Here is a 12,606-nt window from a genome sequence, read left to right on the forward strand (position 1 = left end):
GGTTTCGTCCCCCACCTGCGCGTCGGATGGTGAGAAGAGGGCAAGCCCTCAGTTCGCGGCGGGCACCGCAGGAGCGTCGTCGGACGACGGCGTCGCCGTCGGTACCGGCTGCGGACCGCGCTTCGGAATCGTCAGCGTGATCGCGACGCCCACGAACGCGGCGACGGCTCCGACGAGGAAGCACAGGCGGAAAGACGTGTGCGATGGCATGTCCTGACCACCCATCGAGACGGTTGCCGTGGTCAGCAGTACCGCCATCACGGCAGACGAGACCGTCGTGCCGATCGATCGCATGAGCCCGTTGAGGCCGACCGCTGAACCGGCCTCGGTCATGGGAACCGAGCCCATGATCAGGGTCGGCATCGCCGCGTACCCGATACCGACACCGGAGGCGGCGATGATGGACGCGATCATGAGCTGCCACGGCGAATTCATCAGGAACAGTGCAATCAGGTAACCCACGCCGAGAACGGTCGCACCGATGGCCAGCGTGTACTTCGCGCCGATCTTGTTGATCAGGATGCCCGACACCGGAGAGAAGACCAGCATCATCAGTCCACCCGGTGCCATCCAGAGTCCGGCCGCCAGCATGGTCTGGCCGAGTCCGATCCCGGTTTCCTTCGGCATCTCCAGCAGCGCCGGGATGACCACCGACTGAGCCATCATGCCGAAGCCGATCGCGATGGCGGCGATGTTGGTCAGCAGCACCGCCGGCCGCGCGGTGGTACGCAGGTCGACGAGCGGCTCGGTGGTACGCAACTGATAGAAGCCCCACGCGACCAGGACGACGATGCCTGCGGCGAGCAGTCCAAGGGTCGTGCCGGATGCCCAGCCCCAGTCGTTGCCCTTCGAGACAGCGATGAGCGCTGCACAGAGTCCGATCGCCAGGCCGATGGCGCCGACGATGTCGAGGCGGCCACCGGTGGCGTCGGGAACATGCGGCACGACGACGATGACGAGCGCCAGCACGACGGCACCGAGAGCCGCGGCGACCCAGAACAGGGCGTGCCAGTTCCACGTCTGTGCGATCCACGCAGACAGCGGCAGGCCGATCGCGCCGCCGACACCCAAGGTGGCACTCATCGCAGCGATGGCCATCGAGGTGATCCTCGGTGGGGTCACCTCGCGCATGAGGCTGATGCCGACCGGGATGAAGCCCATCGCGAGGCCCTGGATGGCGCGACCGATGATCATCGGGATGACCGAGTCGCTCAGTGCACACACCACCGAGCCGACGACGAGGAGGACGCCCGAGCCGACCAGCACTCGCTGCTTTCCGAACATGTCACCGAGTCGGCCCGCGATGGGCATGGCCACGGCTGCGGCGAGCAGCGTTGCGGTGATGACCCACGAGGCGTTCGAGCGCGACGTGCCGAGCAAGTGTGGCAATTCAGGCTGGATCGGGATCACGAGCGTCTGCATCAACGCGGCGACGAGTCCGCCGAGGCAGAGGACGATCACAGTGGCGATGGCGCCAGTGGTGGTCTTGTTCTCCACGTGCGGCAGCGAGTTCTGCGCAGTAGAGGATGAGTGAGTGTCGGACATGAACACCTCCTTGGGATATGCAGATTACATATGTAAGCTACATATGCCTAATTCACTCGTGTATTTCGGACATAACAGACACTGTTGAGGGAGAAGGGAATTCGGGTGATCAGTGACGATGGGAGTGGCGGCGCGGACCACTCACGGGATGAGTACGCGCCCTGGCCGTCGCCCCTGTATCGCGATCTCGCCGACGAGTTCCTCCGCATGGCGCGCCGTCGTTCGCACGTTGATCCCGACTCGATCCTCGAGGTCTCCGCGTTCAATCTCCTGTGGATACTGTCCGACGGCAGGCCTCGTACGCTTCGACAGTTGACCGATGCCATGCAACTCGAGCAGTCGACCGTCAACCGCCAGGTCAACGCCGCGATCAAGCACGGCTATCTCGAACGCTTCGATGTCGAGGGTGCGATCAGTCGCCAGGTCAGGCCCACGAGACTCGGGCGCGAGGCATTCGAGCACGACGGGCTGCTGCGGGCCAGGCGACTCGAGCGCGTGCTCTCCGACATGGGACCGGGCTCGCCGGAAGCATTGTTTCGCGAACTCCACGCCTTCAACGACGCGTATGACCGTACGCTGGCCGACGACGACCGCAACAGAAGGCGGCACGGATAGGAGCATGATGTCCGACGGCTCGACAGCCGACGAGAGCGCACTCGACGCTCCACGGAGGTACGTGATCACCGGAGCAGCCTCCGGGATGGGTTTGGCTGTAGCGGAATCGATTCGGGCGCAGGGGCACACGGTGATCGGCGTGGACCAGCGAGAAGTCGAGGTCGTCGCCGACCTCTCGACCACGGCAGGCAGGCAGGAGGCGATCGCGGCCATCCTCGAGCTGAGTGACGGGGCGCTCGCCGGCGCGGTACTTGCAGCCGGGGTGGGACCGAGAGCTGGTGCCGAGCGGGCAATCGCCGAGGTCAACACTCTCGGGGTCACCGAGGTGTTGACCGGGATCCGAGATGCGCTCACCGCCTCCGACAAGGCGAAAGTGGTTGTCTTCGGCTCGAACTCGACGACATCGACGCCATTCGTGCCGAAGTCCGCAGTGCGCAGACTGATCGCGGGCGACACCGAGGCCGCGGCGAGGATCATTCGACGACGCGGTACGACCTTGTCGGGTCCGATCGCGTACGCGGCGTCGAAACTTGCTGTGACGCAGTGGTGTCGCGAACACGGTACCGATCTGGAATGGGCGGGTGCGGGTATCCGGCTCAACGTGATCGCGCCCGGGCCGGTGATGACACCTCTACTGCAATCACAACTCGACGGCGCGTCGGGGAAGAACGTCCGTTCGTTCCCGGTGCCGGTGCGCGAATACGGCACACCGGAACAGCTCGCCGCGTGGGTCATGCTGATGCTGTCGTCCGACGCCGATTTCATGTCGGGCTCCGTCGTCACGGTCGACGGAGGAACCGAGGCGTACCTGCGGTCGCGCGATTGGCCGGCCCCGTTGCCGCTGCGTGAGGTTCCCCGCACCCTGTGGCGTATGTACCGGGCTCCCAAGGAGGGACGCGTTGTCACCTACTGATCCCGCACCCGACTCAGCGGATTCGTGGTCGCCGGGAGCTCTCGACGGCCTGGTGGTCGCCGACTTCACCCGCGTGCTCGCAGGACCCTACGCGACGATGATGCTCGCCGACCTCGGCGCGGAGGTGGTCAAGATCGAGCGTCCGGGTGCAGGTGACGACACCAGGTCGTGGGGGCCACCGTTCACCGACGACGGCATGGCCACCTACTTCGCGTCCGTCAACCGCAATAAGGAGTCGGTGACCCTCGACCTGCGTGACGCCGACGACCTGGCACGTGCACGCGATCTCGCACTGACCGCCGACGTCGTCATCGAGAACTTCCGTGCCGGGACCATGGACCGGCTCGGTCTGGGATACGACGAGTTACGTTCGCACCGAAAAGATCTCGTCTACTGCTCGATCACCGGGTTCGGCAGGGACGGCGGCGCGGCACTGCCCGGATACGACCTCCTCGTGCAGGCCGTCGGCGGACTCATGAGCGTGACCGGCGCCGGGCCAGAGGAGCCCGTCAAGGTGGGTGTGGCGGTCGTCGACGTGCTCGCCGGCCTACACGCGGGAATGGGAATCCTCGCAGCCCTCCGACATCGGGACAGGACCGGCGAGGGCCAACGCGTCGACGTCGACCTGTTCTCGGTGTCGTTGTCGTCGTTGGTGAATCAGGCCTCCGGCTTCCTCAACGCCGGAGTGGTGCCGCAGCCGATGGGTAATCGTCACCCGAGCATCGCCCCCTATCAGGTGTTCTCGACGGCCACCCGCCCGATCGCGTTGGCGGTCGGCAACGACGGTCAGTTCGCGAAAGCCGTCGACGTGCTCGGGCGGCCCGATCTCGCAACGGACGAGCGCTTCACGTCGAACGCGGCGCGGGTGGCGCATCGCGACAACCTCATCGACGAGATCACCGCGGTACTGGTGACCAGGGATGCCGATCACTGGTACGCGGAGTTCACCGCGGCGGGAGTGCCTGCTGGTCCGATCAACTCGGTAGCCGAGGCATTCGATTTCGCCGAAGACCTCGGCGTCGACGCGAGGGCGACAACTCCGGACAGCCCCGTCGTCACCGCCGCCAACCCGATCAGGCTGTCGGCGACACCGGTCACCTATCGCAGCGGGCCGCCGACCCTCGGAAGTGGCTCGGCGACAGCGGGCCACCCAGCATCTCGAGCCGAGCAGAATGGGGAGAGCTCCGGGTAGCAGATAGTGACGAGGACCGGCTACTCGTTGTGATCTTTGGGCCAGTCACCCTCGGTGATGAGGTCCTCGAAGTTCTTGAGGAGATGCGGGTTGAGCTCGTCCTCGACGGCCTTCTCATAGTTGCCGTTCCATTTGGCGAACCACTTCTCGTCGCGATCCATCAGGTAGATCGGCCAGCCGTGCGTGATGATCAATTCGTCGGAGTAGAGGTCCGTCGAGCCGTCGTCGCGCATGTACCAGTACTTCTGGCCGGAGTCGTAGAACGCGGCCAGTTCCTCGGCCGTCACGAAGTATGTGCCGTCTGCCTGCCTCATGGCGACGATCCTACGGAGTCGCGCGCGGCTGCGGGCTCGAGTCGACACACGGGTGGACGCTGGTGGTGGCGAGTTCGCCCACCGACAGGGCACGATTGATATGCGCGGGTCGCCATGGGTCCGTATTCCGTCACGACAAGTGCGTGACGTCGCGTCCAGAGTCGTTCGTTCTCTCCAGGGAGGTGCCGTGTGTCATCCGTGCTGATCGACGTCGACCAGCTTGCCGACGCCATGCTCTCCGATACCCCGCCCGTCGTGCTCGACGTACGGTGGCAGCTCGGTGACGCCGACGGCCATGCGCACTACCGAGCCGGCCACATTCCGGGAGCCGTGTACGTCGACCTGGACACCCAACTGGCCGGTCCGCCGGCGCCGGACGTCGGTAGGCACCCGCTACCCGACATCACCGCACTCACCGAGGCAGCTCGCTCCTGGGGTGTCGACGACACCTCGCCCGTGGTGGTCTACGACGACAACGGCAACCTCGCATCGGCACGTGCCTGGTGGTTGCTGCGCTGGGGAGGCCACCGAGACGTCCGGCTTCTCGACGGCGGCCTTGCCGCGTGGCGTGACGCAGGAATGCGCCTGTCGGCCGGGGACACCCCCGTCCGGCCCGGAAGCGTCACATTGCGAGCGGGCTCGTTGCCCGTCGCCACCATCGACGACGTCGCGTCGCGCGGTCCGGATGTGGTGCTCGTCGATGCCCGGGCAGCCGAACGCTACCGAGGCGACGTCGAACCCGTCGATCCGCGCGCTGGACACATTCCCGGCGCGATCACTCTCCCCACCGCCGAGAACGTCGACGCCGACGGGCGTTTTCATGCGGCTCCGCAGCTACGGGAACGGTTCGCGCGTGCCGGCGTCACGGATGCGACGACCGTCGTCGCCTACTGCGGGTCGGGTGTCAACGCGGCACACGAGATCGCGGCGCTGGAGATCGCGGGACTGACGGGAACGCTGTTCCCTGGGTCGTGGTCGCAGTGGTCGGCAGACCCCGCGCGGCCCGCGGAAACGGGACAGAACTCGAACTGACAGAAGTCCAACCCGCAGAACTCGAACTGACAGAACTCGAACTCGCAGAACCCGACCCGCCCGAATCCAGCCAACGGCCCGCGACGGCGGGGTGACACTGGTCACGAACGCGTGCAGAAGGCCGCGCGGCTCCGACCTCTATCGAGACACATGCAGCCACGACGTGACCAGCTCGGACCGACCAACCGAGCTACGTTCGGCCCGACAAACGAAAAGAGTGAGTAGATGCGCGATTTCCATTGTTCCAACTGCGGACAGCAGTTGTCGTTCGAGAACACGATCTGTCTCAGCTGCGGCAAGAATCTGGGATTCCACCTGCCGAGCCGGACAATTCAGGTTCTCGACGACGACGAGAAGGGCACGGTCGATGGGGCGACCATCATCCGGTGCGCCAACAACCTTCCCGCCGCCTGCAACTGGATGGTCGAAGAGGGGCCGGATCAGCCTGCGCTCTGTGAATCGTGTCGATTGACGCGCACAAGGCCGTCGGATTCCGACGCGCAGGCCATGACCGCGTTCGCCGAGGCAGAAGCCGCGAAGCGTCGGGTGATCTACGAGCTCGACGAACTGAAGTTGCCGATCTTCGGCAAAGACACCGACCCGCAGACCGGACTCGCTTTCGACCTTCTGTCGAGCCGTGACCAGCCGGTCACCACCGGCCACGCCGACGGTGTGATCACCATCGACCTCGCCGAGGGCGACGACGTGCACCGCGAGCAGCTGCGTGTGTCGATGGACGAGCCATACCGGACGCTGATCGGACACTTCCGCCATGAGATCGGACACTTCTATCAGATGGTCCTCGTCGGCGAGGGGCCCAATCTCGAGCGCTACACCGAGCTGTTCGGCGACCCCGACACGAGCTACCAGGACGCGCTCGACCGTCACTACAACGACGGTCCGCCGGAGGATTGGGAGGAGGACTACGTCTCCTCGTACGCCACGATGCACCCCTTCGAGGACTGGGCCGAGACCTTCGCCCACTACCTGCACATTCGCGACACCCTTGACACAGCAGCCGCCTTTGCGCTGGCGCCCGCGGGTGCGACCCTGGAGGCCGATCTGCCGGGCAAGGTCGGGTTCGAGCGGATCATCGACTGGTGGTTGCCGTTGACCTGGGCGCTCAACCAGATCAACCGCTCAATGGGACATCAAGATCTCTACCCGTTCGTTCTGCCGCCGAAGGTCCTCGAGAAGATGGAGTTCATCCACGAACTCGTCAGCTCAGACGAACGCGCGGTGGTATCGCAAGCCCAGTGATCATGTCGCAAGCACAGTAGCCGTGCCGCGGTCGCGGTGATCGACGCGACGCAACTGTAGTAATCACCGCGACCGCAACCCTTGGAACGGGCCCTCATCTCGACTGAACTGGTGTAGTTGCGCGTACGTCGCGCCACCCGACGTCGAGGAGAGAGGCTTTCTGTGAGCTCCCTGAAGTTCCACTGGTTCCTGCCGACAAACGGCGGTGACAGCCGCAATGTCGTCGGAGGAGGTCACGGCGTCGCCGCCGAAGCGGCTGGTCGACCGGCATCGGTGCAGTATCTGGGACAGATCGCGCGCAGCGCGGAGCAACTCGGATTCGAGGCGGCGCTGACTCCGACGGGCGCCTGGTGCGAGGACGCCTGGGTCACCACGGCGATGATCAACGCTCTGTCCGAGCGATTGAAGTTCCTCGTGGCGTTCCGGCCGGGCATGACGGCTCCGTTTCTGGCTGCTCAGATGGCTGGATCGTTCCAGAACCTCTCGGGAGGTCGGCTGCTGCTCAACGTCGTCACCGGTGGTGAGGATGCCGAGCAGCGTATGTTCGGCGACTTCCTCGACAAGAAGCAGCGCTACGCGCGTGCCGATGAGTTCCTGGAGATCGTGCGACGGCTCTGGACCGGTGACACCGTGAACTTCGACGGCCAGTACCTCTCCGTCGACAACGCTGTACTGCACCAGATTCCCGACCCCCTCCCGCAGATCTACTTCGGCGGCTCGTCACCCGAGGGGATTGCGGTGTCGGCAAAGCATGCCGACGTCTACCTCACCTGGGGTGAGCCGCCGGAGGCTGTGGCGGAGAAGATCTCTCGGGTCCGTGCTGCCGCGGCGGCGCAGGGGCGCGAGTTGACCTATGGAATCCGACTGCACACCATCGCGCGGGATACGTCCGCGGCGGCGTGGGCCGAGGCAGATCGTCTGCTGGCCAACATTTCTGACGCCGACATCGCGCGAATCCAGTCGGGTCTGAAGCGTTCGGCATCCGAGGGGCAGCAGCGCATGCTCGCACTGAACAAAGGCTCCAAGGACGGCCTGGAGATCTACCCGAATCTGTGGGCGGGCGTCGGACTGGTGCGCGGCGGAGCCGGCACGGCGATGGTCGGTTCGTTCACCGAGATCGCCGACCTCATCGAGGCGTACCACGAGGTCGGTATCGACGAGTTCGTGTTATCCGGTTATCCGCACCTCGAGGAGTCCTACTGGTTCGGTGAAGGCGTGCTCCCCGAGCTGACACGTCGCGGACTGTGGGAACACCCTGCGCCGGTTGCGACTACAGCGTCCGTGCCTTTCGGCTCGCCGACTCCGCTCACGCGGGTGTCGGCATCGTGACGACGGCAGTCGTCGTCGGCAACCCGCGCCCGGGTAGTCGAACACTGAGCGCCGCCACGTATCTGGCTACCGAGCTCGCCGACGGCCGACAACCCGATCTCACTGTCGACCTCGCTGCTCTGGGTTCGGCTCTACTGGACTGGTCGGACGAATCGGTCGGCGACCTGGTGACGCGGGTCGGAGCTGCTGATCTCGTCGTATTCGCCAGTCCCACATACAAAGCCGCATACACCGGACTGTTGAAGCTCTTCCTCGACAGGTTCGCGGGCGGAACCGGACTGTCGGGAGTGGCGATTCCCCTGATGCTCGGCGGCAGCCCCGCGCATTCCCTCGCACCCGAACTCGCGCTACGCCCGGTGCTCACCGAGATCGGTGGCACGGTCCCCGGACGCGGGCTCTACGTCGTCGACACCGCATACGACGATCCGGACGCTTACGCCGAATGGCTCACCGCCACAAAACCACTCGTGTCCACATTGCTGAAGGCAGGCTCATGAGCGAACTACGCACCAACCAGGATCTCGACCCAGCGCGTCTACGCAAGGCGTTCGGCATCTTTCCGACCGGAGTGGTCGCGGTCGCCGCGGAGGTCGACGGTCGGTTGACCGGGCTCGCCGCGAGCTCGTTCACCAGTGTCAGCCTTGATCCGCCGCTGGTGTCGGTGTCGGTTGCGGCCGGTTCGAAGACATGGCCCGATCTCCGACGCGCCGCTCATCTCGGCGTCACCATCCTCGCCGACCACCAGGGCGCCGCGTGCCGCCAACTCGCCGGAGATGTGGAACACCGCTTCGACGGTATCCCCGTCAAGGCGTCCGACGGCGGTGCGGTGACCCTCGACGACGGACTCGCGCATTTCGACTGCACCATCTACCGCGAGGTCGAGGCGGGCGATCACGTCATCGTGCTACTCGAACTTCACGGCGTCGACCATCCGGAGACCGGGGATGACCATCAAGAGGCCGGCAATCCATTGATCTTCCACCGCAGCGGTTTCGGCCGTCTCGCGCAGGCTGTGTAGCGCTCTAGCGCAGCGAGGCTGTCTAGCGCAGCGAGGCGACGAATGTCGCCGCTAGTGCCTCCAGACCTGCCTGGTCGTCGTCGTCGAACCGGTCGGGCACCGGGCTGTCGAGGTCGAAGACCCCGATCAGAGCACCGTCGTCGTCAACGAGCGGCACGACGATCTCCGATCGACTGTCGGCGTCGCAGGCGATGTGGTCGGGAACAGCGTGCACGTCGGCAACGCGCTGTGTCGTGCGGGTCCTCGCCGCGGCGCCGCAGACACCGCGGTCGAGGGGAATACGCACGCATGCGGGTTTGCCCTGGAAGGGGCCGACCACCAACTCATCGCCGTCGAAGAAGTAGAAACCGGCCCAGTTGACCTGCGGCAGTGCCTGGTAAACGAGTGCCGACAGATTCGCCGCGTTGGCAACCCGGTCGGATTCGCCGTCGACGAGTGCGCGTGCGGCGTTGTCGAGTTCGGCATAGTCCACAGCTGGATTGGTGATCGGGGCGGCGTCGAAACTCATTTCCCCACTGTGCCCCGGCGTCAGTGGTGACGCCAGACCGGCGATCACGCTGGTTCTGTGCTGGACGGTCGATGTGAACCGGCGAGACGACTGTGGCCGGGAGCGCGCACGCTCCCGGCCACACATCGCGTCAGATTCACTGGCGGACGGTGCGCCCCCGGATGGCGAGGTAGGCGGCGATCAGCACGATCGCGACGACGACGCCGACGATGAACGGGATGACCTCCCAACCGCCGTTCGAGTTGCTGTACCCGAACTGGTAGGTGAGCCAGGAACCGATGAGCGATCCCAGCACACCGAGAACGATGGTCATGATGATGCCGATGTCCTGCTTGCCCGGCATGAACAGCCGTGCGAGCGCGCCGATGATCAGGCCGACGACGATGGCGCTGATGATTGTTCCGATCACGTGAAACTCCTCCGTTGGCGGGGCCTGATCCGCTTGGACGATCCACGACTGCTTCATGGACGGAGCGTCGACTCGTCGACACATCCGTGACGGCCCCTCAGCCAACGTACGGCTGCGGAACGGTTATGCGGTTCCACGCAAGCCGCGTCGTAATCCAATCGAAATGTCGGGCAAACGACCCATCTCGGATGTCCCTGTTCGGTGTCGACGCACACAGTCGTGTCCACCGCAGGCAGACCGCCCGGAACGGTGACGAGACCGCCCGGAGTGGAGACGAGTCAGTGGCGGTGCCGTCGGAGATGCACCAGGTGTGTGTCGCGCTCGTCGTTGACCCACGCGTAGTAGAAGCCGATGAGGATCCCGCCGCCAACGAAGTTGCCCAGCAGCACTGTCCCGAGGTTGCCGAAAACCAGCCCGACCGGGACGTCGTGTTGGAATCCGACGATCATGAACAGCACGGTGTTGGCCACCGAGTGCTCGAAGTCGAGGAAGGCGAACACGAAGACGGCGGTGATCATCGCCATGCATTTGGCGATGTCCTCGGTGAGGTAGCCGTTGTAGACGAGCAGCATCGCCAGGTTGATCATGAAGTTGCAGAGCACGGCGCGGATGAAGAGATCCAACCAGCCGCTGAACCCGTCGCTGAGGTAACCGGTCTTGACGTCGACCGCGTGGACCATCGCGTTCAGTACGGGACCGTCGAGAAGCGTCGTGCCGCGCAGCATCACCGCGATCAACAGGCCGCCGAGGATGTTGCCGAGGTAGCAGAACACCAGAATGCGCATGATCAGCACGGGCGTCACGCGGCGGTAGTAGGCGCCGACCGAGACGATCATCATGTTCGAGGTGAGCAGTTCGGACTTGGTGTAGTAGATGAAGACCAGTGCCCAGCCGAAGGCGAGCGCCCCGATGAGTTTGCCGACTGCGTGGAGTTGGCCCGGCGGATCGGTCATCGTGTCGAACGCCGCGACGATTGTGTAGTTGATGACGTAGAAGATCGCGATGATATCCCGGCCATCGCGGCTCGCTGGATGAAGCGCCGCCGAAGGTGACCGGTCATCTTCTTCTTGGATTCGAGCACGTCGAGGGTCGTGCTGATGAAGAACTTTCCCGGGAAGAGCTTGGTGACGTCGAACTCGGGGTCGCTCATGGGTCAACGGTTCCACAGGCCCGGCGCCGCTGCCCGTCATACGTACACAACTGCTACGTCAGCGCGAGGCCATCGAAATAATTGTGATGGCCTCGCGCTGACGTCCGGGTTGTGTACGTCTCCGCGGTCAGTCTGCGAGGGTGGCGGTGTCGATGACGAATCGATACCGCACGTCGCTGTCGACGACGCGGTCATAGGCCGCGTTGATCTCGTCTGCGCTGATCTTCTCGATCTCGGCTCCGATGCCGTGCTCGGCGCAGAAGTCGAGCATCTCCTGGGTGGCGGGGATACCGCCGACCATCGACCCCGCGATCGAGCGGCGGTTGGCCAGCAGCGAGAACGCCTTGATCTCCAGGGGGTGCTCCGGCACGCCCAGCTCGACGAGCGTGCCGTCGACGGCCAGCAGGCCGAGGTAGCTGTCGAGATCCAGATTGACCGACACCGTGTTGATGATGAGGTCGAACTCGCCGCGCAGAGCCCTGAAGGTGTCTGCGTCTTTGGTTGCGTAATAGTGATCGGCGCCGAATCGTTTGCCGTCGGACTCCTTGGACAAGGTCTGACTCAGCACGGTGACCTCCGCGCCCAGTGCGTGCGCGATCTTGACACCGATGTGCCCAAGACCGCCCATGCCGATGATCGCCACCTTCTTCCCCGGACCTGCTCCCCAGTGCTTGAGCGGCGTGTACAGGGTGATGCCGGCGCAGAGGAGGGGTGCTGCGACGTCGAGCTCAACGCCCTCGGGGATCTTGAGCACGAAGTCCTCGGTGACGACGACCTGCTGCGAGTAACCGCCGTGGGTGAACTCGCCCTCGTAGGTAGACGAGTTATATGTCTGCACCACACCTTTAGTGCAGTACTGCTCGTCGCCGTTCTTGCACGCTTCGCACTCGCCGCAGGAGTCGACGAAGCATCCGACGCCGACGCGGTCGCCGACCTTGTGCTTGGTCACCTCGTCGCCGACGGCGGCAACTGTTCCGGCGATCTCGTGTCCGGGGACGACGGGGTAGGTCGTGCCGCCCCACTCGTTGCGGGCGGTATGGATGTCGGAGTGACAGATCCCCGCGAACGCGATGTCGATCAGAACATCCTTCGGGCCGAGATCCCTGCGTTCGATGGTGGTCTTCGACAGGGGCTCATCGGGTGCTGTCGCCCAGAACGCATTGACGGTTGTCGTCATGGTGGTTCCCTCTCCGGCGTCCGCGGGAAGCGCGACGATCTGCCGGTGCCGCGGGCACCTCACCTCATCCAGCGTGCCGACGCATCGTCGAATGCGCATGCGACTGTGGCGGGAGACACGTCGGGCCCGAAACGGGACCGACTT

Annotated in this window: 15 protein-coding genes; 8 read left to right on the forward strand and 7 right to left on the reverse strand. The window is 64.8% G+C overall.

Translation table 11 applies throughout. The features are described 5' to 3' along the window. Positions 1 to 48 precede the first annotated feature (48 nt). Positions 49 to 1,545 carry an MFS transporter gene (locus tag GOACH_RS00255; protein ID WP_005168889.1) on the reverse strand — a complete coding sequence of 499 codons (1,497 nt, stop codon included), beginning with the start codon at positions 1,543 to 1,545 and terminating at the stop codon, positions 49 to 51. Positions 1,546 to 1,650: 105 nt separating this feature from the next. On the opposite strand from GOACH_RS00255, the gene GOACH_RS00260 reads away from it, so the two are divergent. From GOACH_RS00260 to GOACH_RS00270, 3 genes are read left to right on the forward strand one after another with little or no spacing between them, the layout of a single operon-like run. Continuing rightward, the gene (locus tag GOACH_RS00260) at positions 1,651 to 2,160 is read left to right on the forward strand and encodes a MarR family winged helix-turn-helix transcriptional regulator (RefSeq protein ID WP_005168890.1); all 510 of its coding nucleotides are present in this window, start codon (positions 1,651 to 1,653) and stop codon (positions 2,158 to 2,160) included. Positions 2,161 to 2,167: 7 nt separating this feature from the next. Continuing rightward, complete coding sequence (locus tag GOACH_RS00265) at positions 2,168 to 3,073, forward strand: SDR family oxidoreductase (RefSeq protein WP_005168893.1); 906 nt, start codon at positions 2,168 to 2,170, stop codon at positions 3,071 to 3,073. After that, the gene (locus GOACH_RS00270; protein ID WP_005168894.1) at positions 3,060 to 4,265 is read left to right on the forward strand and encodes a CaiB/BaiF CoA transferase family protein; all 1,206 of its coding nucleotides are present in this window, start codon (positions 3,060 to 3,062) and stop codon (positions 4,263 to 4,265) included. Before GOACH_RS00265 ends, GOACH_RS00270 begins: the two co-directional genes overlap by 14 nt. Positions 4,266 to 4,285: 20 nt before the next feature. Here GOACH_RS00270 and GOACH_RS00275 read toward each other — a convergent pair whose 3' ends face one another. Further along, the gene (locus GOACH_RS00275; protein WP_005168897.1) at positions 4,286 to 4,579 is read right to left on the reverse strand and encodes a hypothetical protein; all 294 of its coding nucleotides are present in this window, start codon (positions 4,577 to 4,579) and stop codon (positions 4,286 to 4,288) included. A gap of 189 nt (positions 4,580 to 4,768) precedes the next feature. On the opposite strand from GOACH_RS00275, the gene GOACH_RS00280 reads away from it, so the two are divergent. The 5 genes from GOACH_RS00280 to GOACH_RS00300 all read left to right on the forward strand — a co-directional run bounded on the left by GOACH_RS00280 (position 4,769) and on the right by GOACH_RS00300 (position 9,218). Beyond that, entirely contained in the window at positions 4,769 to 5,611 is an 843-nt protein-coding gene (locus GOACH_RS00280; RefSeq protein WP_005168900.1) for a sulfurtransferase, read from the forward strand. Positions 5,612 to 5,836: 225 nt separating this feature from the next. Next, positions 5,837 to 6,871 (forward strand): zinc-binding metallopeptidase family protein, encoded by a 1,035-nt coding sequence (locus GOACH_RS00285; protein WP_005168902.1) that lies wholly within the window; start codon positions 5,837 to 5,839, stop codon positions 6,869 to 6,871. A gap of 162 nt (positions 6,872 to 7,033) precedes the next feature. After that, entirely contained in the window at positions 7,034 to 8,200 is a 1,167-nt protein-coding gene (locus GOACH_RS00290) for an LLM class flavin-dependent oxidoreductase (protein WP_005168905.1), read from the forward strand. Next, a complete protein-coding gene (locus tag GOACH_RS00295; protein WP_005168908.1) occupies positions 8,197 to 8,697 on the forward strand; it encodes an NAD(P)H-dependent oxidoreductase in 501 nt (166 codons plus the stop codon). Before GOACH_RS00290 ends, GOACH_RS00295 begins: the two co-directional genes overlap by 4 nt. Beyond that, positions 8,694 to 9,218, forward strand: a complete 525-nt coding sequence (locus GOACH_RS00300) for a flavin reductase family protein (RefSeq protein WP_005168911.1) — start codon at positions 8,694 to 8,696, stop codon at positions 9,216 to 9,218. The genes GOACH_RS00295 and GOACH_RS00300 overlap by 4 nt, the downstream gene beginning before the upstream one ends. Positions 9,219 to 9,240: 22 nt before the next feature. On the opposite strand, the gene msrC is transcribed toward GOACH_RS00300, so the two are convergent. The 5 genes from msrC to GOACH_RS00320 form a co-directional block, all read right to left on the reverse strand. Further along, entirely contained in the window at positions 9,241 to 9,726 is a 486-nt protein-coding gene (gene msrC, locus GOACH_RS00305) for a free L-methionine (R)-S-oxide reductase MsrC (protein ID WP_005168913.1), read from the reverse strand. 136 nt (positions 9,727 to 9,862) lie between these two features. Next, entirely contained in the window at positions 9,863 to 10,135 is a 273-nt protein-coding gene (locus tag GOACH_RS00310; protein ID WP_005168916.1) for a GlsB/YeaQ/YmgE family stress response membrane protein, read from the reverse strand. Between the two features lie 278 nt (positions 10,136 to 10,413). Continuing rightward, on the reverse strand, positions 10,414 to 11,088 hold the full coding sequence (locus GOACH_RS00315; protein ID WP_245551743.1) for a formate/nitrite transporter family protein: 675 nt from the start codon (positions 11,086 to 11,088) through the stop codon (positions 10,414 to 10,416). After that, positions 11,085 to 11,285: a hypothetical protein gene (locus GOACH_RS24125; RefSeq protein ID WP_245551745.1), complete on the reverse strand. Its 201-nt coding sequence runs from the start codon at positions 11,283 to 11,285 to the stop codon at positions 11,085 to 11,087. Before GOACH_RS24125 ends, GOACH_RS00315 begins: the two co-directional genes overlap by 4 nt. Before the next feature lie 127 nt (positions 11,286 to 11,412). Next, positions 11,413 to 12,462: an NAD(P)-dependent alcohol dehydrogenase gene (locus tag GOACH_RS00320; RefSeq protein ID WP_005168921.1), complete on the reverse strand. Its 1,050-nt coding sequence runs from the start codon at positions 12,460 to 12,462 to the stop codon at positions 11,413 to 11,415. Between the last annotated feature and the right edge of the window lie 144 nt (positions 12,463 to 12,606).

Origin of the sequence: Gordonia aichiensis NBRC 108223 (assembly GCF_000332975.1) — a bacterium.
Lineage (GTDB): Bacteria > Actinomycetota > Actinomycetes > Mycobacteriales > Mycobacteriaceae > Gordonia > Gordonia aichiensis.